This window comes from Paenarthrobacter sp. E2MeOHC11 (genome assembly GCF_058744955.1).
The window spans coordinates 3,876,703-3,902,855 of sequence record NZ_CP196673.1 but is presented as its reverse complement, the minus strand read 5'-3'; the positions used below and the strand labels follow the sequence as shown (position 1 = coordinate 3,902,855).

The window sequence follows — 26,153 nt, the reverse complement described above, 5'->3', positions numbered from 1 at the left end:
CAATGCCGGCCGCTCCGTGGAAGAGGCCCTGGAGGTATCGCATGCGGGAAAATCCGGAAACCGTGCGGCCGTGATCCTGACGGCGGGGCTGCCCTTGATTGCCGGGATCGGACTGGCTGTTGCCACGGGGATGTGGATGTACTTGGGTTTCACAGCCATCTCGGCAGTAAGCCTCCTTGTCCCCTTCCTCACTGGCCGCAAAAGCCGACGGGAGTGCAGACTCGCTGTAGCGCGCGCGGCGCGGGAAGATGCTGACCGGCGCCGTCGGTGCTCGCCGTCTGCCGCAGAGCTGGTGCTTGCTGCGCATGGTAGGTCCGGGGCCTTAGGCAGGCAGATTGCTGAAACAGCCCAGGAGCCGGCTGTTTCAGCAGCACTGCTGGGTTCATCATCACAATCAGGAGGTGAGCCGTCAGGGGTATGGATCCGGCTCGGCACAGCGGAAGAGTCGGCGAACATCCGATTGGCTCCCGATGATCCCCTGTTCAGTCCGCCAACAATCGGCTTTGTGCCAGTGACGTTGGATCCACGGCATGCTGAGGTAACTCTGCGGGGGCCGAACAGTCACGTGGACGCCGTGCTCCGTTTCATGGTGATGCAGCTTGCCGCATACCCCTGCGCGGCAGAGTCCGCTGTCATTTTTCTTGGACGCCTCGGGAGGCTGCCCATGAGCGCCAGATTCCTGCCTGAAGTGATTCTTACGACCAATCCTGAGGCCGCTCTCGCTGCCCTTGACCACCTGAAAAACAGCCCGGACGGGCGGCTGATCGTGCTGGACCATCCGGGCTGTCAAGACGACGTCCTTACCGCCGTCGTCAATTCAGCTCGTCTGGCGGGGTGGCAAGTAGTGCGTTGCGGGACATCGGCCGAACGGGCTGGACCCCTCGTCGAAATTTCGCAGTCCGGGACAACGGGCTATTTGGAGTTTGGCGGCGAGCGCCGGACTTTCGTTCCGGATCTGGTCCCTGAGGGAGTCTTCGACGCATTCTGCCGAAATCTGGCGTCGATACCCCGCCCTGACAGTGCCGGCATCGGCCGTAATGTTCCTCTCCGATGCTCCCTGACCGATCTGCTTCCACTCGGACCACGAAGGATCCTCCTTCGTTGGGAACAGACCGCAATGCTGGACGGACTTTCGGCTGTGCTGGGCCAGGGCCCGGGAGGGTGGGTTGGATTTGATTTAAAAGTCGACGGTCCCCACCTATTGGTTGCCGGGACCACCGGATCCGGAAAGTCGGAACTTCTCAGGACGCTCGTCGCTTCAATAGCGCTGAGCTATTCTCCCGCCCATACAACGTTCCTGTTTTTTGATTTCAAAGGCGGTTCAGGGCTGCGGCCACTTTCCGGACTGCCACACTGCGTCGGCCTCCTGACGGACCTCGGCAGGCACCATCTGGATCGTGCGTTGGCTTCCCTTCGCGGAGAGGTCAGGCATCGCGAGGAACTGTTCGCAGCGGCAGGTGTCACGGATCTAACCCAATATCGCCATGCCGCTTCGGACGAGTTTCCTCCCATCCCGCATCTTGTCTTGGTGATCGACGAATTCCGCATGCTGATAGACCAGGCCCCCGGCGCTCTTAGTGAACTCATGAGAGTCGCTGCCATCGGCCGCTCCCTTGGCATTCATCTGGTGATGGCCACGCAAAGGCCCCAAGGAGCCCTGACCGCAGATATCCGGGCAAACGTCACCTCAAGTATCGCCCTTCGAGTGCAATCGGAGACTGAGTCCGTGGACATCATCAATTCCAAGGCCGCTGCCTCGATACGTGCGGACACGCCGGGGCGGGCATACCTGGCACGGGCCTCGGGCAGGCCGGAAGAATTCCAGACTGCGTCCCTGGCCATTTCCAGCGATTCCACGGCACCCGAGGGGCGGGGGGAAATCTCGCGGGATCTTGTCCGTTCGGCCGGGGATGCCCTGCACCGCCGCTCCGAGGCGCAATCGGTGTCAAACCGCCAAAGTGGCCTCTCCGATGCTGGTGTCCAACAGCTCACGGCTGCCGTCCTGGATGCATGGGGTCGGGTGGGCAGCCCCCTCCCGAGACATCCTGTAGCTGTGCCACTGCCCTCGCAGATCCGATGGCATGAGGAGCTTCCAGGCTCGGATGAATCCCCCCAACCAGCCACACTTTGGGCAGTAGGGCCGTTGGCCTTGATTGACAGACCGGCCCGCCAAATCGTGGAGCCTCTGCTGTGGCTGCCGGCCGAGCACGGCCATCTGGCAATGATCGGCAGTCCCTCAGGGGGAATGCACAACTGCTTCAGAGCCGTCTCTGCCATGTTGGCAATACACGGGCCTCAACCACACATGTACATCCTGGATGGGGCCGGGATACTGGGCGACTTCGATGGCTGGGAAGGAGTCGGCGCCAAGGCGGGGCTGCACGAGTTGCCTCTCGCGGTCAGTGTCCTGAGGCGCCTGTCAGAGGAAATGGACCATCGGCGAAGAGCCAATGAAGCCACCCGGACCAAACCACTGGCGTTAATGATCACGGGGTGGTGCTCGTGGGCAACCGCGTTCCGGTCCGGACCTTCAGCGTGGGCAGAGGGTGTCCTGCAGGATATCGTGAGGGACGGCTGCCCCTTGGGCATCACAGTGTTGATTTGTGGCGACCGGGAACTGGTCAGCTCACGGTTTTTTGCGGCGATACAGAGTCGTGCCTATTTCCCTCTCGGGTCCACGGAAGAATCGAGGTTCCACTGGCCGCGCCTTCCGGACGTGGAACCACTTCCGGGCCGCGCCATAACCACGGGCAGCTTCGTCGGAGGAGAGCTCACCGTCACACATTTTCGTGAGGCTCCGGACATAGGAAGTTGGCCGTTCGCGAACATCACGTCATCGGAACCTCCGTTCCGCCTAAGGCCCCTCCCGGGTCGCCTCAGCGAACACGAATTCCGCGACCGGCTGGCGACGTTCGAGGCTCAGCGGATGCGTGCAGGTCAGGGTTCCGCATCGTGGTCCGATCAACGGGGCGCCACAAGCGGGCCGGGCCATCCTGAAGGCAGCTCGGGGGCGCAACTCTGGGTCGGCGTTGGAGGTGACGAAGCCGTCCCTCTGTCGTTGCCCCTCCGTTTACACGCTGTCACCGTTATCCTCGGAAGCCCTCTCTCCGGGAAGAGCTCAACGCTGGCCTCTCTCCACAACCTAAATCCCTCTGTTCCATGGGTCTTCCCAACCGTTGGAACATCCCCTGCCCCGTTTTGGGCGTCAGTCGCACGAAAGGCAGCCGAAGGAGGCCTGAACCCCAACAGCATTCTGCTGGTAGACGACGCTGACTCTTTGGACAAGCAAGGCCGCCAGGCTCTCGCCAGCTTGGTGGAAGGCGTCCGCGGCGTCGTCCTGACGGCCACTCCAGGGCCTGCACTGGTCCAGCAAATTCCACTTGTCCGGGAAGTGCAAACCTCGCGCACGGGTTTGGTCCTGGCACCGCGAACACCCCACGATGGCGAACTCCTTGGTGTCCGTCTTGAAGTCGATCGGACAGCCCACGCTGGTCGCGGCTATCTCGTGAACGGAGCTGATGTGCAACCGTTTCAAGGAGTGCTGGCAACGGGCTTTCCCCCCCAGGTGCAAGCATGATTCGCCAGCGCAGTTGCCTTAGAGGACCCCGGGCGTACCGCCTGTGCGTGATGCGTAAGCAATAACGTCCTTGTGGAAGAGGAAGACGATCGCCGCAATTGCAGGGACGACCATCGCGAGGCCCTGCAGTACCAGCCCGGCGGTCATAGTGGGGAACCCAATGGTTAGGACAAACAGCTGGGCCACCAGCGCCGCCGCCCGCGTCCATCGATATCCGCGGAACAGGAAATGTCCCACTGCGAACAACCACGCCGAGAAAGCCAGGAGGAGCCCCAGAGTAAAGACAGCTCCCCAAAAAGTCAGCACCGGCGCCCCGGTGAGGAGTTCGAACGCGTACCAAGCGGCGGCACCTAGGAGAGCGAGGGCTTCCAACAGGACTACGGCGGAAATCACGAGGACGCCCCGGGGTCGGTGACTGCCGCCCGGGCTGCTGGTTTTGTGGTGCGCCTGCACATCTGAATCGTCCCGAGGCTCCGGTCCGGAGGCGGGTTGGGCAGGGTTTACGGGAGGTCTTGACACACTGGCACACTACCGGACATAGTCGTCTAGCAGTGAGGGCACTGGCGGCTGATGTGATGCATCGCTCACGGATTCCGGGCATTTCGACCACTAACACCCCTTGTTTACAAGGCGTTAACATGAAACGCTTGACTCAGACGACCAAGGGGGCCCATGCGGGCCCCTTTCCTTTGGAGCCTCTCGTGAATGTTTTCACAAAAGGCCTATCTAGTTCTCACGAATGGAGTGACTGATCAGCATGGATTGGCGTAATCGCGCAGCCTGCCTCGACAAGGACCCGGAGCTCTTCTTCCCAGTCGGCAACACCGGACCCGCACTTCTGCAGATCGAGGAAGCCAAAAGCGTCTGCCGCCGCTGCCCCGTCGTGGACACCTGCTTGCAGTGGGCTTTGGAGTCCGGACAAGACGCCGGTGTTTGGGGCGGCATGAGTGAAGACGAACGTCGGGCCCTCAAGCGTCGCGCCGCCCGCGCACGCCGCGCTTCCTAGACCTCAGGATCAAGGAAGGCCGCGGACCATTTCGGTCCGCGGCCTTTCTCTTTAAGCCAAGCGTCAGCTTTTAAGCCAAGCTTCAGTGGTGCGCTCTCCCGGGTAGTTGAGGGACCATCCGAAGTCCTACGCGCGCGCCAGGTTCAAGACGATTTCGACGGCGGTGCCCCCTCCGTCGCGTGGGCTCCACTGAATGGATCCACCGAGCTCGCTTGTCACCAACGTGCGGACGATCTGCAAGCCCAGGCCCTCCGTGTACTGTCCGTCCGGCAGCCCCACGCCGTCGTCGGCGATTGTCACGGTCAGAAATTCGTCGTTGCCGTCGCCATCTGCCCGATCTGCCAACAGCCACACCGTACCCGTACGGCCCTCAAGGCCATGCTCCACGGCGTTGGTAACAAGTTCGTTGATCACCAACGCCAGAGGGGTGGCAAAATCACTGGGCAACTCGCCGAACATCCCCGAGCGCTCGGTTCGCACCTGTTGGGACGGTGACGCGACTTCGGCAGACAGCCGGAACTGACGCCCAATCAGTTCGTCAAAATCGACACTCTGCGTTAGCCCCTGGGAAAGGGTCTCGTGCACCAGCGCGATGGTGGCCACGCGTCGCATCGCTTGTTCCAGACCCTGCTTAGCTTCGTCGCTGACCATGCGCCGCGATTGCATGCGCAGCAGGGCCGCCACAGTTTGAAGATTGTTCTTTACCCTGTGATGGATTTCCCGGATGGTGGCGTCCTTGGTGACGAGCTCCATTTCCCTTCGCCTCAATTCCGAGACGTCACGGCACAAGACAAGGGCACCGAATCGATGCTGCTCATCTCGCAAAGGAATGGCCCGCAGGGAAAGACTGACGCCCCTTGATTCAATCTCGCTGCGCCAAGGCATTCGGCCGGTGACAACCAACGGCAGTGTCTCGTCCACCATGCGGCGGTCCTTGAGGAGGCCAGCTGTCACTTCCGCCAGAGACCGGCCCTCGAGTGACTCAACTTCACCGAGTCGGCGGAAGGCAGAGACGCCATTCGGGCTGGCATACTGGACGATGCCTTCGGCATCGAGCCTGATAAGGCCGTCCCCTACACGCGGCGCTCCTCGCCGAGAACCCGTCGGAGAAGCGAAATCGGGCCACAGCCCGAGGGTTCCCATCCGCAAGAGGTCATACGCGCACTGGCGGTACGTCAGTTCCAGCCTTGAAGGCATGCGGGAGCTGGACAGGTCCATGTGGGACGTGACAACCGCGAGTGTCCTGCCGTTGCGCACCATGGGGACAGCTTCAACCCGAAGCGCCATCTCGCTGCTCCAGCTTGTCTCGCTGGAACGTTCGATGGAACGGCTGTTCCATGCCTTGTCCACCAAGGGGCGGAGGTCAGATCGGATGCCCTCCCCCACGAAGTCCGCGTGGAACACCGTATGGGATGTCGACGGACGAACGTGGGCGAGGGCGATGTACCCAAACTCCGGATGCGGGAACCACAGCGCGAGGTCCGCGAAAGCCAAGTCAGCGACCATCTGCCAGTCACCGACGAGGAGGTGCAGCCATTCGGCATCTCCAGGCCCGAAATCAGCGTGTTCCCTGATGGGGTCTGTAAAGATTGCCACTGCACCTCCATTTGCGACGCCGGGTGTTGCCCTAGCGTCGAACGATTGACCTCAAGAGCCTTAATGCTACCGACAGTGAAGCCATGTCGTCGGCTTCGAGAGCGTTGACCTCATCAAACATGGTCTTGGCACGCCCGAGTTGCTCGGCATTCTGGCCTTCCCAAGCCCTCAGCCGGTCTTCAGCCACGGTGCCGGACTCCGTCGACTCAAGGACCGACGTCGTCATATCCGCCACTGTCGAGTACAAGTCATCCCGAAGTGCTGCCCGAGCCAGCGCCTGCCAACGGTCATCCCGCGGCAATGAACTTATTCGTTCCAGCAGCGAGTCCACGTGGAAGCGGTTGAACACGGTGTAATAGACATGCGCAACATCCTCGACGCTGTCGCCGCCGCCTTGGGCAATCCTGGAGATGTCCAAAAGTGCGTAACTCTCGAAGAGCTCCACCCACCGGTGGGCAAGATGCTCAGGCAGCTCCCAGCCGCGGGCTTTCTCCAGCCAACTAGTAATGCGGACCTTGTCCTCGCCCCGAAGGTAGTCCAGGAGTTTGGCCCTCAAAGGCACCATCATCGGCTTGAATGATTCGACAACCTTGGAAATCGGCTGTGACGCCATCCCTTGTCCCAGCACCCATCGCACTGCCCGGTCGAGCAGTCGACGGATATCCAGGTGGACTTCACTCCAGTGTTCCGTCGGGAAAGATGCAGGGAGTGCGTTCAGCTCCGCCACCATGGGATCGAGGTCATAGATTTCACGCAGCGCCACGAATGCCTTGGCGACTGCTACCTCGTTCGCCGACGTCTCTTCGATCGCCCGGAAAGCAAACGTGATGCCGCCCAGGTTGATGATGTCATTGGCCACTACAGTTGCGATGATCTCGCGCCGCAGGGGGTGGGTGTCCAGCTCGGCGTCGAATTTCTCCCGCAATTGCTGGGGGAAGTAGTTGCGGATGGTGTCCGCAAACCAAGGATCGTCGGCAAGGTTGCTGTCCCGCAACGCAGCGCCGAGCTCGATCTTGGCGTAGGCGGCCAGGACCGCCAGTTCGGGCGACGTCAAACCCTGGCCCTGCTCCAACCTCGCACGAAGGGTATCCGTGGTGGGCAACGCTTCAAGATCACGCTTGAGGTCGGCAGACTTCTCCAGCCAGTCCATCAGGCGCTCGTAACTCGGGCTCCAGTCGGCAACCCGTGTCCGATCGTTCAGGAGCAGGATGTTTTGGTCGATATTGTCCTGCAGGACGAGGCGTCCCACTTCGTCCGTCATGGCCGCCAGGAAAGACGCGCGCTCTGCAGCATCCAGCTTTCCGGCCGCGACCATGCGATCAACGAAGATCTTGATGTTGACCTCGTGGTCGGAGCAGTCCACTCCGGCAGAGTTGTCGATCGCGTCTGTATTAAGGATGACCCCCTGCAAGGCCGCTTCGATACGTCCGCGCTGCGTCAAACCGAGGTTTCCGCCTTCGCCCACGACCTTGACCCGAAGGTCGCGGCCGTCCACACGAATGGCATCATTTGCTTTGTCGCCAACGGCCGCATGTGTTTCCGTGCTGGCCTTGACGTACGTGCCAATGCCGCCGTTGTAGAGAAGGTCTGCCGGAGCCAACAAAATCGCACGAAGAAGTTCGGGCGGACTCAGCTGCGTCGTGCCATCGGGCAAGCCCAGGGCCTTGCGGACTTGGTCGGAAACCGGGATGGTCTTGGCATGGCGCGGGTAAACGCCGCCACCTTCGCTGATGAGCGACCTGTCATAGTCGTCCCAGGACGACCGAGGCAATTCGAACAGTCTCTGCCGTTCCGCAAAGGACGTCGCGGCATCAGGTGCAGGATCAAGGAAGATGTGCCGGTGGTCGAAAGCCGCCAGAAGCCGGATGTGACGGGAAAGCAGCATCCCGTTACCGAAGACGTCACCGGACATGTCGCCAACACCAACTACGGTGAATTCTTCGGTCTGGGTGTCCAGGTCGAGCTCGCTGAAGTGCCTCTTGACTGACTCCCACGCACCACGTGCAGTGATACCCATGGCCTTGTGGTCGTAGCCGACGGATCCGCCGGAGGCAAAGGCATCGCCCAGCCAGAAGCCATAATCGGCAGCCAGCCCGTTGGCGGTGTCAGAGAACGTCGCCGTTCCTTTATCCGCTGCCACCACCAAATAGGAGTCGTCGCCGTCGTGTCGAACGACGTCCGACGGCGGTACAAGCCTCTCGCCATCAGCCGAAGTTACGAGGTTGTCGGTGATGTCGAGCAGACCCCGGATGAAGGTCTTGTAGCTCTCAATTCCTTCAGCCATCCAGGCTGCACGGTCGGTTGCCGGGTTGGGAAGTTTCTTGGCAAAGAACCCACCCTTGGCGCCAGTAGGCACGATGACTGCGTTCTTGACAGTCTGCGCCTTCACGAGGCCGAGGATCTCGGTCCGGAAATCTTCCCTGCGGTCCGACCAGCGAAGGCCGCCGCGGGCCACCTTTCCGAACCTCAGGTGAACGCCCTCTACCCGGGGAGAGTAGACCCAGATCTCGAACATGGGACGTGGGAAGGGCAGCCCGTCAATCGACGTAGGGTCCAGCTTGAAGCTGAGGTATTCCTTGTTCTGGAAATAGTTGGTCCGCAGGGTGGACTCAATCAGGTTCACGAAAGTGCGCAGTACACGGTCCGCATCCAAGGTGGCAACCTGCTCAATGGACTCCGAGAGGGCTGCCCGGGCGGCGGCTTGGCGTTCAGGCCGGAGATCCTCCGCTACCGCAGGATCGAAGCGGGCGGAGAAGAGGGCGTTAAGCCCCCGGGCGACATCGGGGTTGCCCAGAAGCGTGTCGGCTATGAAACCGAACGAGTTGGTGTTGCCCATTTGGCGCATGTACTTGGCGTACGCGCGGAGAACCACCACCTGCCGCCAGTGCATGCCTTCACGCAGCACCAGACGGTCAAAGTTATCCGATTCCACGGCCCCCGTGACGGCAGCTCCAAAGGAATCGGCGAGAAGGTCGCCGGTGGCGATGGGATCGACACCGGCGGGATACTTCAGCCCGAGGTCGTAAAGGAAGAAGTCGCGGTGGTCGGACGTTTCTATTTCGAAAGGCCGTTCGTCCAATACCTCAAGGCCAAGATTATGGAAGTACGGAAGGATCTGGCTCAAGCTCTTGGGCTCCATGAGGTAGAGCTTGACGCGGGCGTCCTCCTCCAAGGCTTCGCCGGCACCGTCGGGAAGGTACACGTGAACACCCGGCTTGACCTGCTTGGTTGCTTCCCCGGCACGCTCGGCCTGCGCTCCGTATTTCTCGAAGCGTTCGATGTCCTCCAGCGCATCCTCAACCTCGTAGTCGACGCGGTAGCCTGCCGGGAATGCCTCGGCCCACAGCGCAGACAGGACATCGGCATTCTCCGCGGGGCGGTGTTCGCGGAGGACCTCGGCAACACCTTCGCTCCAGGATCGGGATGCCCTCATCAGCCGGTGTTCGAGCTCCGCCACGTTGACTTCAGCGAGTTCAGCTGTACGTGGCAGCCTGATCCGGAAGAAGACACGAGCCAAGGCAGACTCGGTTATTCGAGCCTCGTAATCGATGCTCTCAGCTTGGAAGGTTTCCCGTAGTTCTTGCTCGATCCGAAGGCGAACGCTGGTGGTGTAGCGGTCGCGGGGCAGATATACGACTGCAGACATGAAGCGGCCATAGATGTCAGGGCGGAGGAAGAGCTTGGTCCGGCGGCGTTCCTGCAGGCGCTGAATGCCGGTAGCTGTGGCAGCCAGGTCCGCTATTTCGATCTGGAACAGTTCATCACGCGGGTACGTCTCCAGAATGCCGAGGAGATCCTTGCCGGAATGAGAGTCAATCGGGAACCCTGCGTTCCGCAGTACGGCGTCGACCTTGTCGCGAACGATGGGGATGTTCCGGACAGATCCTGTATACGCACTCGTTGCGAATAGCCCGATGAAGCGCCGCTCCCCATTAACGTTGCCCAAAGCGTCAAAGCTCTTGACTCCGATGTAGTCGAGATACGCGGGCCGGTGAACTGTGGACCGGGAGTTCGCCTTGGTGATCACCAGTGCGCGCTTTTCCCGGGCACGCTTACGACCGGCATCGGTCAGATGCTGGACCTGGCGTGTGGTGTCGCCCGCGCGGAGAAGCCCAAGACCGCTGTCATCACGCAGTTGAAGGACGTCCTCACCTTCTTCGTCAACGAGATCGTATTCGCGGTATCCCAAGAACGTGAAGTTACCGTTATCCAGCCACCGCAAGAGATCCTGGGCCTGCCGGAGTTCGGCGACTTGTTCAGGGTGGGATACGCTCCCAAGTGCTTCAGCCAGTTCAAGTGCTTTGCTACGCATCTTTGGCCAGTCCTCGACCGCCGCCTTGACATCACCGAGGACACGTTGCAGTCCTGCGATCAATTCTGCACGGGCTTCGTCGCTGACCCGGTCGATTTCCACAGCGATCCACGACTCCATATGGGAGGCGTTGTCGCCGTCACCGAGAAGATGGGCAATGCTGGGTAAGGCAGCGGTATCGCCGCTGGATATTCCGACGTTGGACGGAACTCTGGAAATATTGCGCAGTTCCCCGGACACCCGATCACGGGTGACCACGAACAAGGGGTGCATTACCAACCTGATGGCGCAGTTCTGGCGAACGAGTTCTGCGTTAACAGAGTCGACAAGGAACGGCATATCGTCCGTGACGATGTAGACGACGCTTCGGTCAGCCTCACTGGCGATCTCGACGACGGCGTTGCCCGGCAAACGGGACTGCGCGACACTTCTGTGATTGGTAGCCCGCGATATCAGAAGCTCAGGAGAGTATGCGCGGGAGTCCTCCTCTGCGAGGTGCTCATAGTAGTCACCAAAGAACCCCTCCCGGACAACTGCTGCATCGGACCGATCCTCTACGCTGGATCCTGACGACATCGACAAACGCCTCCATCACATGTTGATTGCTGCGACTCTGCAGCCCACATGGTGAGCCTAGCGCTTTAGGAAGCGGGAGGCTCTGGTAGTTAGTACAGAAGATTTTGGATTTTGCTGGGCAGGCGCACAGACCAAATTGGCAATGGCGACACGAAGCGCCGATTCTGGTGCAACTTCGAGTAGAACCGATCCGGAAAGCAATGCGGCGTCGCAGGCCACCGGATCAGCCGGCAGGTAGGCATGGATTCCCGTTCCCGGGCCGTAGCGGTCCCAGGCGTCCTCCAATTGCTGTTTTGGCGAATGGCCCACGGTGGAGCGCCTGACCTTGTTCAGCACGATACGTGGGGATGCTTGCGGAACTGCTGCTTCAAGTTCGGCCAGTCCACGAACCAAGCGTGGCACCCCGACCGCATCCGCTGCCCCCACGGCGAACACGACATCTGCTGTTTCCAGGCTGCGGAGGGTTGCAGCGTTTCTCCTCGGTGCCATGGTGTCAAAGCTCAGCTCTTCATCCGATTCGAGGCAGAACCCTGTGTCCACGACCACAACATCCGCCAAGTGCCTGGCTCGTTCGAGTACCAGTGAGAGTGCCGCCGACCTGAGCTCGGTCCAACGGTCAGCGCGTGTAGTACCCGTGAGTACGCGGAATGAGCCACCCTTGGTGAAGACAGGGATAGCCGTCGTCTTAAGGGAGCTGACGTCAAGCATGCCCTGATCTGCGAGCCTGCACGCTTGGGCCAGGCCGGCGGACTCGTCCAAGAGTCCCAGAACCGCAGAGACGCTGGCACCGTAGCTGTCAGCGTCCACAAGAAGGACAGATTGACCATTCAATGCCAATTCCGCTGCGATATTGACCGCGACGAGGGTTCGGCCTGGCGAACCTACAGGCCCCCAGACGGCAATGACCTGGCCTGCGCCCCTTGACACTTCGTCCGCAATTTCGGTTGCCGGCATTAAGACCAAGTCCTCCCCGGCATCTGCGAATCCCACGTCATGCCCCGACCCCAGACGGCCGCGGGTGTGCTCGCGGGCAACAGCCTCGGAGATTCTGGCTGCGAGTGCTGAAGGTTCTATTCCGGAAGCTGCTGCGACAACACCGATTGACCGCAAACGGTGGGTTTCGGCTGGATCGTCCGTCAAGGCTACGATGGAAACTCCAACCGCCCCAAGCCGATCGACCAAAGTTGTCGTCAGTTCCTCGGAGCCCTCAGCCACGACAGCAGCCATCGCAAGGCCGCTTTGGCAGGCAGCCATCAGCTCAGCCAGCTCAGAACAACGACGAACCACCGTCACCGGGCCATGAAGTCGTTCCAGCCCTCCGACTACGGCCTCTTGCGCACTGCCGACAGTAACAATGGGAATACTCATTGGCCTGAGCCTGCTGGGTTCCAGACTACGGAAATATTAGCTTTGTTCGCCTGGGCACCCAACAGTTTGGGTATCTGCTCATCAGTCACCAAGACCTGAACCACGGTGGTCTTCGAGGCGCCCAAGGTATCGGATCCCGAGGCCACATTGGCAATTTCTGCACCTGGCAGCAACAGCTGCGGCTTGTCATACGCATTGTTCGAACCCGGCATGGAAACCCATACGTCCACGCGCGCACCAGGCGTTGCTTGCTCGGGGAGTTCTTCATCCATTGAAATGGCGACTGGCTTCCTGTTCAAGGCGTCGGCCTTGCCCAGGCTCTGCTGGGGAATAAGCTGATTCTTCTCCACCCGCTGCAGAGCGACTTTGCCCGCTGCAAGGCCCTCCTCCACTGTCACGTAACTTGACTCGATGTCACCAAGCCGGACTTTGACGATAGACAAGTCCGCTGCCGTCACCGCCTGGCCCACGGAGATATCTTCCCGGGCCGCATAGACCTGCGTGGTCCTGTCAGCTGTGCCGACCAAGGCTATGACGCCCGCGATGGACGCCAACACCAGTAACACACCAATAAGAAGGCGGGGGTCCTTCCACGATGGCTTCTTCAGTCTCTGGCCGGCAACGATGGCTGCTGAACCCATTTCCCTGCTCCCCCGTCATGAGTAATGGCATGGACTACTGACCCGCCACACCATTCTTTACCGACGACTTCTCATGCACCAAAGCCAATGAGGGCAAATGGCCTGAAACTGTGGATAAGTGCACCAAACGGGGGCATCAGTGGCAAAATGGATCCATGCCCCGATTCCTGACTCTGGCGGACGTCGCCGAACAACTCCAAATCAACTCCCCACAGGCGTATGCCCTTGTCCGAAGCGGAGAATTGAAAGCCATCCAGGTAGGGGGCCGGGGGCAATGGCGTATCGAGGAAACGATGCTTGAGCAGTACATCCAGGAACGTTATGCAGAAGCCAGCCGCATGATCGAAGAGGCTAAGACCAAGTCACCCCAGACCTAGTAGTTGCCGCGGGGCAGATCCTGGCCGCCGGCCGATGACAGTGCTGCCAGCGAGCTGAAAGGGATGGTCAACACTGCCCTCACGTTGCCGACCCGACGCACCTCGCCGTCGGGGACAACCGCGAGATCGAAATGATCGCGACCGACCCTGTCGATGACGCCTTGTACTTTGTAGCCATCCCCCGTCCGAGCACTAAGGTAAACAATCAGTTCGGCACGGTCCCTGGCCAACGCCCTCAAGGCAGCGGAAATCCCCAGCGAACGCTGCATCGGGGACAGAGGCTTTCGGACCGATCTGCCCAGTCCCTCGTATGAGAGCACTGAAGCGCAGGGAACCAGCCATTCCCGAGATCCGTCCACCAGCCCCAACCACTCGCCGCCTACATGTCGCAGGCTTCCGCGGATGATGCTGCCATCAGCCAGGACAATTTTGATCCCGGAACCGGCGACGGCTCGAAGGCGGTCCCCCAGCTCAATCGCAGCAAGTTCGACCCTGGCCCGCTCCGATATCTCGGATTCCCTTTCCAGGGCGCGCTCTGCTGAAAATTGTGCTTCCAAGTCATCGAAGAGAGAGTCCCATCTCATGTGGTCAGACTAGGCTGCAACATGTAGGTACGGCGAATCCCGTTAAAGGCTCGTCAATCCGATTGGACAAGCACTAACAAATGTGCTCAAAATAGTCCAAGCGGTTCAAATGACATCAAAATCGATCAAACGGAGCCTGGGGGCCTGAATGGCACGAGCATTGCGCAATGACACTGCCCTGGCCGTATCGATTCTTGGACTAGGGCTGCTCCTTAGCTATGTGGGCCGCGTGCTCGTGAGTCAGTGGCAGTCCGCGGAGCGCCACGGGCACAGCATGTCGTTTGAACACCTCCTCGGTTTTGTTTCGAGCGCCGTCGGTGCGGGGATAGTAATGTGGTGGATCCTTTCCCTTCTGATCGCCTTCCTCACCTCGCTCTTGCACCGTGGCGGACAGCAGAGAAGAGCTGACTTCATCTCCAAGTTCAGCCCCGGATTCATGGTGCGACTGGCAGTGGCAGTGCTGAGCTTGAATCTGTTTGGTGCATCAGTGGCGCACGCCAGTATGGAAACGCCCGATCCGGGCTGGAAACCGCAAGCCGGTAAATCCGTGCAGGCTGCACCCGCAGTGTGGACGCCGATGTCCTTGGTCGGCTCCGCCTCTGTCCCACAAACGGCCGGCGTCGGAGAAACGGGAACCCCGGTCGATGATCCACGCTGGCAGCCCGGGCCCCTAGTGACTGATCCAGGGCTGCTGAGCCGTCAGTCCTCCCGGCAGGTTGCCACTGCCAACGAAACCGGCGTGGTAGTTGAAGCAGGAGATACCCTCTGGTCGATCGCCGCTTCGAGGCTGGGCCCTTTTGCCACGGACGTCGACATCGCCTTGGCCTGGCCCAAATGGTACGCCGCCAACAGGACCGTCATAGGCGGTGACCCCTCCGTGGTGCTTCCGGGCCAAGTGCTGCGGCCGCCCTTACCCGGCTAGCATCCAGGGTCTCCGCCGCCCTTTCAAATCTTGGACGACACCCGCTCAGGGGCCAGGTCCGCGCGTCAAAGTTAATTCCAGCGTCATCCCAGCAGAAGCCATTCGAGCAGGGCGTCCCCACGCCCGGGCTCAAGTAGTGAATGCCAGAGGGTATGACCATGACCGTTGCAACTGCAAGCCACCCGGCAGGGCGCCGGAGCGCCAAACGTCCTATCGCCGCGAAGGGCTCTAAGGCCCCTGATATCGATGTACGGCTGGTTGCGCGCAGCATCGCCCAGGCAGCGTTGGAGGTTCTGGCCGGCACCCGCCCGGTCAGCCAGCTTTCCAGGTCCTTGGATCCGGAATGCTACCTTTCCCTCCAGCATCGGGCCGCCCTCACGCGCAAGCACGCCGCCAGAATCCGGGCCAATTTGCGGCCACACCGGAGCCCCATGGTCCGTTCCGTCAGGGTTTGTTCCATATCCGCAATTATTTGCGAAGCAAGCATCGTTGTTGCAGAAGAACAAAGATGCCGGGCCATCGCCATGAGGTTGGAGCGCTTCGACGGCATCTGGCGGGTCACCGCTCTGGAAATCGGTTAGCACCACCGCTCCCGGCCACCATGACCACGTACGAAAAGGGTGGACCCCGGACAATGAGTCCGAGGTCCCCCCCTTTACATACCGCGCTTGTCCCGCCCCAGCGGAATGGCTCAGCGACGCTTCTTTTTTGCCGTCTTGCGCTGATCCTGGCTTGCTGCCTTGGCAGGGTTACCCGATCGACCTGAGGCACGGCCCTCGATGCGCGTTTGAGTGGCCCCATCCTCGCCGGGAGCAGTGTACTGCAGCTGTGCCGGCTTCTCTGGCGCCTGCAGGCCGGCCGCCCGGATTTGTGGCTCATGATGTTCGGTGTGCGCTCCAGCGGCAGTGTCGTCAGCCACTACAACATCCTCGGCGGGTGTTACCTCTACCTCAAGGTTGTAGAGGAACCCAATACTTTCTTCGCGAATGGCTTCCATCATGCTCTGGAACATGACAAAGCCTTCGCGCTGGTATTCCACCAAAGGATCGCGCTGGGCCATGGCCCGGAGACCGATTCCCTCCTTGAGATAGTCCATCTCGTAAAGGTGTTCCTGCCATTTGCGCCCCAGCACCGAAAGCACCACCCTGCGTTCAAGCTCACGCATGCTCTCAGACCCGATGGCCTCTTCGCGTGCCTGGTAAACGAGCCGGGCATCTGAGAGGATCTCATCCCTCAGGAAGTCGGCCGTGACCCTGGACCTGCCGCCCGCTTCCTCAATGATTTCCTCAGCGGTAACGGTTGCCGGGTAGAGCGTCTTCAGATTGGCCCAAAGCTGGTTGAAGTCCCAATCGTCCCCAGTTCCCTCGGCAGTGGCGGCATCAATGAGGGCGTTGATGGTGTCTTCCAGGAAGAACTGGACCTTCTCGTGGAGGTCGTCACCCTCGAGGATTCGACGACGGTCCCCATAGATGGCTTCACGCTGGCGGTTGAGGACGTCATCGTACTTGAGGACGTTCTTACGCTGTTCGGCGTTGCGCCCTTCCACCTGCCCTTGGGCGGATGCGATGGCTCTCGAAACAAGCTTGGATTCGAGCGCAACGTCATCCGGAACGGAGCTGTTCATGAGCCTTTCTGCCGCGCCAGAGTTGAACAACCTCATGAGGTCGTCCGTCAGCGAAAGGTAGAAGCGGGACTCACCAGGGTCGCCCTGGCGTCCTGAACGGCCGCGCAGCTGGTTGTCGATCCGGCGCGATTCGTGGCGCTCGGTACCCAGCACGTAAAGTCCACCAAGGTCGAGAACTTCTTCATGTTCGTCCTTGACCGCTTGCTTCGCTGCCGAAAGCGCCTCTGGCCATGCTGCCTCGTACTCTTCCGAGTTCTCTTCAGGGTCAAGCCCGCGCTTTGCAAGCTCTGCGATGGCAGTAAATTCGGCATTGCCGCCCAACATGATGTCAGTTCCGCGGCCCGCCATGTTCGTGGCGACGGTAACAGCCCCTTTTCGTCCGGCCTGGGCCACGATGGAGGCTTCGCGCGCGTGGTTCTTGGCGTTCAGGACTTCGTGCCTGATGCCTTCCTTGGCCAGCAGCTTGGAGAGGTACTCGCTCTTCTCGACACTGGTGGTGCCGACCAGCACCGGCTGTCCGTTCTCGTGCCTTTCGGCAATGTCCTGCACGACGGCGTCGAACTTCACGACTTCGTTCTTATAGACAAGGTCGGACTGGTCAATGCGCTGCATGTCGCGGTTGGTGGGGATGGGAACGACACCCAGCTTGTAGGTGCTCATGAACTCCGCGGCCTCCGTCTCGGCCGTGCCGGTCATGCCGGCAAGCTTCGAGTACATGCGGAAGTAGTTCTGCAAGGTCACTGTGGCGAGAGTCTGGTTCTCGGCCTTGATCTCGACGTTTTCCTTGGCCTCGATGGCTTGGTGCATGCCTTCGTTGTAGCGTCGTCCAGCCAGGATACGCCCGGTGTGTTCGTCAACAATCAGGACCTCGCCGTCGAGGATGACGTAGTCCTTATCCCTCTTGAACAGTTCCTTGGCCTTGATGGCGTTGTTGAGGAAGCCGATCAAAGGCGTGTTGGCCGATTCGTAAAGGTTTTGGATTCCGAGGTAATCCTCCACCTTTTCAATACCGGCTTCGAGCACGCCTACGGTTCGCTTCTTTTCGTCAACCTCGTAGTCGACCTCTGGCTGCAGCCGGAGCACGACCTTGGCGAATTCGCTGTACCACCGGTTGGTGTCGCCCTGCGCCGGCCCGGAAATGATGAGCGGAGTACGTGCTTCATCAATCAGGATGGAGTCGACCTCATCCACGATCGCGAAATTGTGGCCACGCTGGACCAGTTCGCTTGCATCCCACGCCATGTTGTCGCGCAGGTAGTCGAAGCCGAACTCGTTGTTGGTTCCATAGGTGATGTCTGCGGCGTATTGCTGCCGGCGCACTGAGGGGTCCTGGTTGGAAAGGATGCAGCCGCTGGTGAGGCCCAGGAACCTGTAGACGCGGCCCATGAGTTCTGACTGGTACTCAGCGAGGTAGTCGTTGACCGTGACGACGTGGACGCCTTTGCCCGCGAGGGCGTTGAGGTAGGCCGGCGCCGTGGCCACGAGGGTCTTGCCTTCACCGGTTTTCATTTCTGCGATGTTGCCCAGATGAAGTGCGGCACCACCCATAAGCTGTACGTCGAAGTGCCTCATGCCCAAAGTCCGGGAGGAAGCTTCACGAACAGCAGCGAACGCTTCCGGGAGGAGGGCTTCCAGAGTTTCGCCATCTTGGTGGCGGGAACGCAGATGGTCCGTTTCCTCGCGTAGTTCGGCATCCGTGAAGGACTTGAAGGAGTCTTCCAGGGCATTGATGGAATCGGCATAGTTCCGCAGTTGCTTGAGTGTCTTTTTGTCACCCGTGCGGAGAAGTTTTTCGATTAGTGATGCCACGTGAAATTGCTCCCAGTCTCATGCTGCCGAATTCTGGCTGTTTCAGTCTACGGGAGAGACCAGCGCCACGTTGCCGGGTTCCCCTGTGAGCGGACTGCCCGGTTGCCCGTGCTCTTTCGTGCGATCACGGCGGCGTGCCACGGCCTCGGCGAGCACGCCGGCGAGATCTCCAACGGGCCACACCACCACTTCCTGCAACCCAAGCCAGGAGGCCATGAGGTCAAGTTCGGCAGCAAGTTCGACGGCGGTATCCGCCGGTGCACCAACCTCACCGAATGCCGAGCGTACCAAGAGCTGGCCGGACGCCCGATCCGCTTTCAGGTCCACGCGCGCGACGATCCCGTCGCGAAGCAGGAACGGCAAGACGTAGTAGCCGAATCGGCGCTTGGCGGCAGGGGTGTAGATCTCAATCCTGTAATGGAAGCCAAACAGTTCTTCAAGCCGCCGGCGCTCAAAAACCAGGGAATCGAATGGACTCAGCAGCGCCCGCCCTTTGGCTATGCGTGGTGTTCCGGCGCTGACATGCTGATAGATTTCCCTGTCCCAACCACTGACTGACACTCGTTGAAGGCGACCAGCCCTGACCAGCCGCTGAACCGAATCAGCTCCCGCCTTGAGGGGCGTCCGGAAGTAGTCGGAAAAGCAGCGCACAGTACCAATGCCGTGGGCTTGGGCGGCTGCATCCATCAACCGGTCAAGTGACTCCTCAGGGTCGCCTCCGGACAAGGCCAAGTTTGGTACGACCCTTGATGTCAGGGTGTACTTTCGCTCGAATTGAGGGGTCCGGGAAGCAGCCGACACTCTTCCCTCTTCAAACAGATGTTCCAGGACCCGCTTGACGATGTTCCAATTCCACCCCCAGTTGTCACGTTCGGCTGCCTGGGCATGTCCGAGTTCTGCGGTGAGTTCGGACGCGGTCATGGGACGTCCTGCCGTGAGGGCTGCGAGGATGCGATCCTCCATCTCCTGACGGACACCGGGATCCAGGTGGTGGGCTCCCACCCACGCCCGCTTTTGCCACACCAACAGGTCCTGAAAGTGCTCCGGGCGGATAAAGCTGGCCTCGTGTGCCCAGTACTCCATCATCCTGCGTGGCTTCCGGCCAGCCATGGTTTGGAGGATGAGTGGGTCGTAGTTGCCCAGCCGGGAAAAGAACGGAAGGTAGTGGCTTCGGGCCACGACGTTTACGGAATCGATCTGGACAAGCTGGAGTTGGGCAAAGGTCCGGCCCACCACCCGTGCAGTCACGGGGCCGGTGGGCCGGACCTTTGCCAATCCTTGAGCTGCCAATGCGATCCGCCGTGCCTGTGACAGGCTCAGCGAAGCGGTCATGGAAGTCCCTTCATTCAGGAAATATTGCCTTACTTGGCTGTCGAAGCCTGGTCGTCAGAGCGGTAGGCGTGAATCTTCTCTTCCACGGCCTCCTCGCCAGGCTCGCACGTGGAGTCAAGGGTAATCACACCGTACGTCCAACCACTGCGCCGGTACACGACAGACGGCGCATTGGTTTCCTTGTCCAGGAAAAGGTAGAAGTTGTGCCCAACGAGTTCCATGCTGTCCACTGCATCATCCAGGGTCAGTGACGCGGCGGGGAACACCTTCCGGCGGATCAGGACGGGTGAATCGCCAGCCGGAATGTCGTTCTCGATGTCGTAGGGCGAACGCTCTTCTGCCTGCGGCACAGACTCTTGGTGATTGCTGGCTTCAACGTAGAGCGGTTCGCTCGCACTGGCGGGCTCAAGTGTTGCTGTGGCTTCCCGCACTGCCTTAGGCGTGTGGCGGCCGTGGTGCACCTTTTTCCGGTCCTTCGCACGGCGAAGCCTCTCAAGAAGCTTGTTGTACGCGAGATCGAAAGCAGCGAATTTGTCAGCGGCTGTGGCCTCGGCACGGATGACGGGGCCGCGGCCCAGGACTGTCACTTCGACGGTGAGCTGGCCCGGCGTCTGCCGGGGATTGGTTTCCTTGGAAACCTTGGCGTCGACTCGCTGGACCTTATCCCCCAGCGATTCAATCTTTGAGATTTTCTCGCCGGCGTATTCGCGAAAGCGGTCAGAAACTGTGAGATTTCGTCCGCTGATCATGAACTCCATGGTGCCCTCCAAATAACTCAGGTGACACGACAACGACGCTGTTGGGGGCTAGTCTGACGGACAGTCGAGCCCCTTTCCGAGCCGCTATCGACAGGTACATCTGTTCTTGGTACCCACAACCGACGTTAGTTCATCGCCACGCGTTATTCATCCTTTAGCCACTTATTTTTTGATTGAGTCTTAAGGGCTTCACGCGGATAGTCTGCGGTGCTGTTTGAAGCGTAGGCTGGTGGCCTCGTGGCCGCGAGCACGACGGCGCCGCACACCACTCCGCCAGCAGCCCTGACGGCCCGCGCTGCCTCAGCGAGAGTGGCCCCGGTGGTGAGGACATCGTCCACAAGAATGCACCTCATGCCTCTGATCGTGTCCAAACGCCGTCTGCGTACCCTCATGGACCCCCGGACCTTGCTGGCCCGCGCACCCCTCCCCAAGCCCTTTTGGCCGGCTTCGCGGCCTGTCCCGTCCTTATCCGAAACGATCTGGAACATCCGGGCAGTGAGCCCCCGCAAGGAATCTCTGCTGACTGCGTGGACCGGTATTGCCGGCCTCTTCTCAAGTGCGTCAATGATGGGGCATTGCGGCAGGACGCGGCGCATCCGCAGACATCGAAGCAGGAGGTGCAGGGGGCTGAATCCGCGTTTGCGGTATGCCCGGCCGCTCGTGGGAACAGGGACGAGGCAATAGCCTGGCTGTCCTCCAATGGCGGTCTCCACCGCCTTGCCGAGGCAAGGAGCCAAAACACCTGCCAGACGCCACTGGCCAAAGTGCTTGAATGACAGCAGGCATCGTGCCAGTTCATCCCGGTACGGGCCCGCTGCGACCACTTCGAGTTTTGCCGTGCCATCGACGTCAACCAATGCGGGCGATTCCTGCTCCGCACGGTAAGGCTGCCTGCACAGTTGACGGACACGCTTCGCGCAGCCGCCGCACAAAACGGTGTCCTCCACTCCGCAGCAAACGCATTCAACCGGAACCAACAGAGCCATCAGGTCAGCCATGGCTCCCCGCAGTGCGGATATCAGCCGGTCAAAGCGACGCTGTTCCCCACCACGTCGGTGCGCCCTGACAGGATCTGAGGCGTGGAGGTCGGGGTCCCCGCTCACGACCCGCCAACCACGGTGCCCGTTCCTGATGCCTGGGGAAGTCATCCTGCAAGCCTGCCCAGTTACCGGCTCGGCCGGAAGTCGCTGTGAGCCCTATGTGGACAATCGACCCGGCACTTCTGGTGGCAGGTCAGCCCGGGAAGGCTGGCTCCGTAGGCCCCTTCAGCTGGAGCTCCCAGCCATTTCCGACACGTTGGAAAACGCCCGCCTCCGATTGGCCATAAATCTGCTCGGAGCCGTTTCCGGCGCTGAGGCTGGTCAGCCCGTCCCAAGGTGCCAGCTGTTGAGGCTCGCCCGTTGCCAAAGACAAGAGCTCGGGAACCACGGTTGCGGTGGCCGAACTGGACATCACTGCCACCGTCGAGCCGTTGACCCAGACACCTTGGTCAGCCGTGGCAGTGCTCAGCAGGGTGACAGGAGTGGTGAGGTCCTTGGGAACGCCGTCGGGATTCCGGACGATTCCGGTGATCTGCACCGTGGACTTTCCATTCGCCTCGGAAATGACCAGTGCCCTGGTCCCTTCCCTGGAGACCCTGAAGTCCTTGACGGTCCTTCCGGACAACCAGGAGGGAGTCAAGGTGACATTGGGTATGGCCATGCCGGGTGCAACACCGGTGGGCTTGAATGCCACGACCTCGGCGGCCCCGTTGGCACCCGGTCCTGCCGTCCATACCCAGTCGTGCGGACTGAAAGAGGGGCCGGTCAGGGTGCTCCGGGTGGTCAATTGACGTGCGGGTTGCCCGGGTTCGATCGCGTACAGAGTTGTCTTATCACCGTTAAGGAATGCGGCCGTTTGGGACACCGGAGACTCCGCCGGCGAGTGGGGCCCCAATCCAGCTACCGATTGTATGTCCGGCAGCGGAGTGATCCGGTTGTTCTCATAGCGCACCAGGTCACCGTTGTTCACCGCGATTTGGCGGGCGGGAACACTCTTGTCCAGTACTGGGGGCAGTACAGTGCCGTTGTCTTCAACCCGCACAAGGTCCTGGTCCGCACGCAACTGGACGTTGATGACGTCGGGCTGGTCCCGGAAGGTCAAAGCCAACTGGTTTTGCATCCTCTGGCGGTCTTCCGCAGAGGCCTCGAACAGTTCCTTGGCAGACAGGTCCACCTGCGCAGAGCCTGATACGACCGGCACGGATTCCCGTGCAAGCTTCATCCCGGAGGGGAACGCACTGACAACTGCACCTCGAAGGTAGGGAGCCGGACCTGCCAGGAGTGCGCTTGTCATGGATTTGACGGTGTTCTTCTTGATGAACCACCTGTAGTCAGGAACAGCGTAGGTAAACGTGGGGTCATAGAAGTAGATGGGATTTGCCCCATAAATGACCTTGAATGTTTCCTCCGGGATAGCCGTGCCATCCGGCACCTTGGAAATCCGCCACTCCCCTTCCACCTGTTCAAGTGTCAGCGGGATGGTCTCCTTGGTCCCCGGCGGAAATTGGGTAGCAACGCCGTCAGCATCCACCGAATAGGCGAGGTCGAGTTCGTAAAGGTACTCATTCTCAGCGGCGGACTTGACCACCTGCGCCTCACGGAAAACTATGGCGCGCTTGTCAGGCTTCCATGTAACCGACTGCGCTTGGGTCAGATACTGGCGCGCCACAGGATAGTCGTCCTCGTAGCCGCTGCCGGCCATGTAAAAGTCCTCAATGACAGTCTCGGGACTTGAACCGGCGCGTGGGGCCGCAGGAAAGAACACGGGCGCATTGGGATTGCCTGCACCCTCGTCCTTGCTCTTGCCAACTGGACCGGAACGGGGAATCTGCGCACAGGAGGCGAGCAACACCATCAGCACCGCCAGGACGGCCACAACCGCCTTGGAGTTCCGGAGATGCATCATGCTCCCTCCTCGGCGCCATCGTCGGCCACCATGGGCCGGCCGGTTCCAGCCTCGGACTTTTGCGGAGGACTTCCTAATTCTGTCCCAAGTATGAGCATTTGGCGCTCGGTCCCGGCCCCGGGAAACTTAATATCTGTGGGTTCAAGCTGCAGCGGCGATTTCACGATGGTGCCTCCTTGCCTGAGTGGCAATGTCAGCCGGAAATTGGAGCCGGCCCCCTTGCGGCCCCAGGCCTGAAGCCAGCCATTGTGCAACTTGGTATCCTCAGCCGCGATGGAGAGTCCCAGGCCGCTGCCCCCCGTGGTTCGCGCCCGCGCGGGGTCCGCCCGCCAGAAACGGTCGAAGACCCGTGCAGCTTCTGCTTGACTCATCCCAATGCCATGGTCCCGCACTGACACAGCTACGGCATCGTGGTTGGCGGCAACTGATATGTGGATTGGCTTGCCCTCGCCATGTTCCAGGGCGTTGAGCAGCAAGTTGCGGAGAATCCGGTCGATTCTCCTGGAGTCCATTTCCACCACAATGCTCTTTTGCCTGGCATTGAGCCTGACATCGGACCCATATTCCACCGCCACGGGTGCCGCACCCTCAGTGACGTGGGAGATCACTTGGAAGATGTCCTGGGGTTCTGCGTCCAGGACGGCAGCGCCGGCGTCGAAGCGCGAAATCTCCAACAGGTCCGAAAGCAACGACTGGAAGCGTTCCACCTGGTGGTAGAGCAGCTCGGCTGATCTTTTGTTCATGGGGTCGAAGTCCTCACGGGCTTCGAAGAGGACCTCGGCCGCCATGCGGACGGTGGTAAGCGGGGTACGCAGTTCGTGGGACACATCAGAGACAAAGCGCTGCTGCATTTGCGACAAAGTTGCCAACTGGGTGATCTGTTCCTGCAGGCTGGCAGCCATATGGTTGAAGGAGGCACCGAGCCTGGCGACCTCGTCTTCCCCTTTGACCACCATGCGTTCCTGGAGCTGGCCTGCCGCGAGCTTTTCCGAGACTACGGCGGCATGACTGACAGGACTGACCACATTGCGCGTCACGTACCACGCGATGGCCCCGATCATGAGGACAAGGGCTGCGCCGCCTGCCCAGAGGACGTTCTGGATTTCGTCCAGTGTTTGTTGGGCCGTGTTGAGGTCGTAAATCAGGTAGAGCTCGTAGGACGTGCCATTGAACGTCACCAAGTTGCCGACGGCAATGCCGGGGCGGTCCTCATTGCCTACAGGGAATTGGGTGGAAGCCCAGAACTGCTGCTTTCCGCCTTCCTGGACAGCCTTGCGCAACTCCGGCGGTATGACCCTCACCGTCAGTTGATCGGACGCGCGTGACTCGACCCAGCGGTTTCGCGGCTTTGTTTGCTCCGGTTTCGCTTCAAAGACGTATCTGCGCTGGATCACTGAACCCCGGCCCTCCACGGCAGTCAGTGTGTCGTAAACCAACGTGATGACACTGGACTGGTCGGTGACCTGCGCGCCGTCGAACGTGTCCTGGACCTGCTTGACGTTGTAGCGCGACTCGGACTCGGCCTGGGCCAGGCGTTCCTGGAAGAGGTTGTTCGCGATTTGGTTGGACAAGTACGCGCCGACAATCGCAAAGGACGTGACAGCGAGCAGCAACGTGGTGAGGACTGTTCGAAATTCCAGCGATCGCCGCCAACGCCGAAGCAAGGAACGCCAGAGGTATCGAAGTCCCGGCCTGATCTGGCGCACGCCGAAGGACACCAGCCGCGAAACCCGAAGAATCAGGATGAGTCCGCGTCGGGTCCAGATTCGTCCGCGCGACAGCAGCCACGACAGGTTCCGGGTCTTCGGTCCCGACCCCTCCGGGGACTGTTCGGGGTCGGTGGATGGTGCCGGCGTCAAAGGCTGGACACCGGCCGCTTCCGGACCCCTTGGTTCAAGGTCCTCGTCTGTCGTGCCGGCCTTGCCGACCGGGGACTCAGGAACCTGCTTTATATCCGACACCACGCACCGTCAAAACGACCTCGGGCGCCTCCGGATCACGCTCAATCTTGGACCGCAGGCGCTGGACGTGCACATTGACCAGACGCGTATCCGCGGCATGGCGGTAGCCCCAAACCTGTTCAAGGAGCAGCTCGCGGGTAAAGACCTGCCAAGGCTTGCGTGCCAGCGCCACCAGAAGATCGAACTCCAGGGGGGTCAGCGAAATCCGCTCACCGCCGCGCGTGACCAAGTGGCCCGCGACGTCGATGGTCACGTCCGCGATACGCAGCGTTTCGGGGGCCTTTTGGTCGCCCGGCCGGAGCCGCGCACGAACCCGCGCCACGAGTTCAGCCGGCTTGAAAGGCTTGGGCACGTAATCGTCGGCACCCGATTCAAGACCCCGGACGACATCGGACGTATCAGACTTTGCAGTGAGCATGACAATGGGGACGTCCGACTCACCACGGATCTGCCGGCACACTTCAATGCCGTCAGAGCCCGGCAACATAAGATCCAACAGCACCAGGTCCGGCTTGGAAGAGCGGAAGACCTCCAATGCCTGGCCGCCATCTGCGCAGAACACCGGCTCGAAGCCATCATTGCGCAAGACGATGCCAATCATCTCTGCGAGCGCTTCGTCGTCGTCAACTACCAGAATGCGTGCCTTCATAGTTATATATTCCCTTATCACCAAGTCTTTGTCCCGTTGGGCACGGCGCACGGCATGGCGCCCCATGGGCAGTTCCACCGTACTGCACAACAGCGCCACTCCGCCTTTGCCGGCT

18 protein-coding genes are annotated in these 26,153 nt (G+C 60.6%); 5 read left to right on the top strand and 13 right to left on the bottom strand.

Going from position 1 to position 26,153, the window contains the following annotated elements:
• The first annotated feature begins 1,117 nt into the window (after positions 1–1,117).
• On the top strand, positions 1,118–3,577 hold the full coding sequence (locus tag ACSSVG_RS18140; RefSeq protein WP_492419243.1) for an FtsK/SpoIIIE domain-containing protein: 2,460 nt from the start codon (positions 1,118–1,120) through the stop codon (positions 3,575–3,577).
• Between the two features lie 18 nt (positions 3,578–3,595).
• Here ACSSVG_RS18140 and ACSSVG_RS18135 read toward each other — a convergent pair whose 3' ends face one another.
• Positions 3,596–4,096 carry a hypothetical protein gene (locus ACSSVG_RS18135; protein ID WP_492415805.1) on the bottom strand — a complete coding sequence of 167 codons (501 nt, stop codon included), beginning with the start codon at positions 4,094–4,096 and terminating at the stop codon, positions 3,596–3,598.
• A 238-nt stretch (positions 4,097–4,334) separates the two neighbouring features.
• On the opposite strand from ACSSVG_RS18135, the gene ACSSVG_RS18130 reads away from it, so the two are divergent.
• Complete coding sequence (locus ACSSVG_RS18130) at positions 4,335–4,583, top strand: WhiB family transcriptional regulator (RefSeq protein ID WP_003804966.1); 249 nt, start codon at positions 4,335–4,337, stop codon at positions 4,581–4,583.
• Positions 4,584–4,709: 126 nt separating this feature from the next.
• Here the strand turns inward: ACSSVG_RS18130 and ACSSVG_RS18125 are convergent, their stop codons facing one another.
• Genes ACSSVG_RS18125 through ACSSVG_RS18110 form a run of 4 tightly spaced genes read right to left on the bottom strand, consistent with a single transcriptional unit; the run spans position 4,710 to position 13,076 of the window.
• Positions 4,710–6,179: a sensor histidine kinase gene (locus ACSSVG_RS18125; RefSeq protein ID WP_231338009.1), complete on the bottom strand. Its 1,470-nt coding sequence runs from the start codon at positions 6,177–6,179 to the stop codon at positions 4,710–4,712.
• A gap of 31 nt (positions 6,180–6,210) precedes the next feature.
• Positions 6,211–11,067 (bottom strand): NAD-glutamate dehydrogenase, encoded by a 4,857-nt coding sequence (locus ACSSVG_RS18120; RefSeq protein ID WP_253468565.1) that lies wholly within the window; start codon positions 11,065–11,067, stop codon positions 6,211–6,213.
• 57 nt (positions 11,068–11,124) lie between these two features.
• Positions 11,125–12,435, bottom strand: coding sequence for a CpaE/TadZ family protein (locus ACSSVG_RS18115; protein WP_492415804.1), 1,311 nt, complete (start codon positions 12,433–12,435; stop codon positions 11,125–11,127).
• Entirely contained in the window at positions 12,432–13,076 is a 645-nt protein-coding gene (locus tag ACSSVG_RS18110; RefSeq protein ID WP_492415803.1) for a flagella basal body P-ring formation protein FlgA, read from the bottom strand. The genes ACSSVG_RS18115 and ACSSVG_RS18110 overlap by 4 nt, the downstream gene beginning before the upstream one ends.
• A gap of 155 nt (positions 13,077–13,231) precedes the next feature.
• On the opposite strand from ACSSVG_RS18110, the gene ACSSVG_RS18105 reads away from it, so the two are divergent.
• Entirely contained in the window at positions 13,232–13,453 is a 222-nt protein-coding gene (locus ACSSVG_RS18105) for a helix-turn-helix domain-containing protein (RefSeq protein ID WP_231338003.1), read from the top strand.
• Here ACSSVG_RS18105 and ACSSVG_RS18100 read toward each other — a convergent pair.
• Positions 13,450–14,037 (bottom strand): calponin homology domain-containing protein, encoded by a 588-nt coding sequence (locus ACSSVG_RS18100; RefSeq protein WP_231338002.1) that lies wholly within the window; start codon positions 14,035–14,037, stop codon positions 13,450–13,452. The genes ACSSVG_RS18105 and ACSSVG_RS18100 overlap by 4 nt on opposite strands.
• Before the next feature lie 148 nt (positions 14,038–14,185).
• Here ACSSVG_RS18100 and ACSSVG_RS18095 point away from each other — a divergent pair, with 148 nt between their 5' ends.
• Together ACSSVG_RS18095 and ACSSVG_RS18090 are read left to right on the top strand one after the other, a co-directional pair.
• The gene (locus ACSSVG_RS18095) at positions 14,186–14,959 is read left to right on the top strand and encodes a LysM peptidoglycan-binding domain-containing protein (protein WP_492415802.1); all 774 of its coding nucleotides are present in this window, start codon (positions 14,186–14,188) and stop codon (positions 14,957–14,959) included.
• A gap of 158 nt (positions 14,960–15,117) precedes the next feature.
• Positions 15,118–15,540 (top strand): Rv3235 family protein, encoded by a 423-nt coding sequence (locus ACSSVG_RS18090; RefSeq protein WP_231338000.1) that lies wholly within the window; start codon positions 15,118–15,120, stop codon positions 15,538–15,540.
• A gap of 110 nt (positions 15,541–15,650) precedes the next feature.
• Here the strand turns inward: ACSSVG_RS18090 and secA are convergent, their stop codons facing one another.
• The 7 genes from secA to mtrA all read right to left on the bottom strand — a co-directional run bounded on the left by secA (position 15,651) and on the right by mtrA (position 26,038).
• Positions 15,651–18,392: a preprotein translocase subunit SecA gene (secA, locus tag ACSSVG_RS18085; RefSeq protein ID WP_492415801.1), complete on the bottom strand. Its 2,742-nt coding sequence runs from the start codon at positions 18,390–18,392 to the stop codon at positions 15,651–15,653.
• Positions 18,393–18,434: 42 nt separating this feature from the next.
• Positions 18,435–19,724, bottom strand: a complete 1,290-nt coding sequence (locus ACSSVG_RS18080) for a winged helix-turn-helix domain-containing protein (protein ID WP_492415800.1) — start codon at positions 19,722–19,724, stop codon at positions 18,435–18,437.
• Positions 19,725–19,753: 29 nt separating this feature from the next.
• Entirely contained in the window at positions 19,754–20,482 is a 729-nt protein-coding gene (gene hpf, locus ACSSVG_RS18075) for a ribosome hibernation-promoting factor, HPF/YfiA family (protein ID WP_231337997.1), read from the bottom strand.
• A 143-nt stretch (positions 20,483–20,625) separates the two neighbouring features.
• Positions 20,626–21,630, bottom strand: a complete 1,005-nt coding sequence (locus ACSSVG_RS18070) for a ComF family protein (protein WP_492415799.1) — start codon at positions 21,628–21,630, stop codon at positions 20,626–20,628.
• A gap of 85 nt (positions 21,631–21,715) precedes the next feature.
• Positions 21,716–23,428, bottom strand: coding sequence for an LpqB family beta-propeller domain-containing protein (locus tag ACSSVG_RS18065; RefSeq protein WP_253468568.1), 1,713 nt, complete (start codon positions 23,426–23,428; stop codon positions 21,716–21,718).
• A complete protein-coding gene (gene mtrB, locus ACSSVG_RS18060) occupies positions 23,425–25,392 on the bottom strand; it encodes an MtrAB system histidine kinase MtrB (protein ID WP_492415798.1) in 1,968 nt (655 codons plus the stop codon). Before mtrB ends, ACSSVG_RS18065 begins: the two co-directional genes overlap by 4 nt.
• Positions 25,364–26,038 carry an MtrAB system response regulator MtrA gene (mtrA, locus tag ACSSVG_RS18055; protein WP_014922244.1) on the bottom strand — a complete coding sequence of 225 codons (675 nt, stop codon included), beginning with the start codon at positions 26,036–26,038 and terminating at the stop codon, positions 25,364–25,366. Before mtrA ends, mtrB begins: the two co-directional genes overlap by 29 nt.
• Between the last annotated feature and the right edge of the window lie 115 nt (positions 26,039–26,153).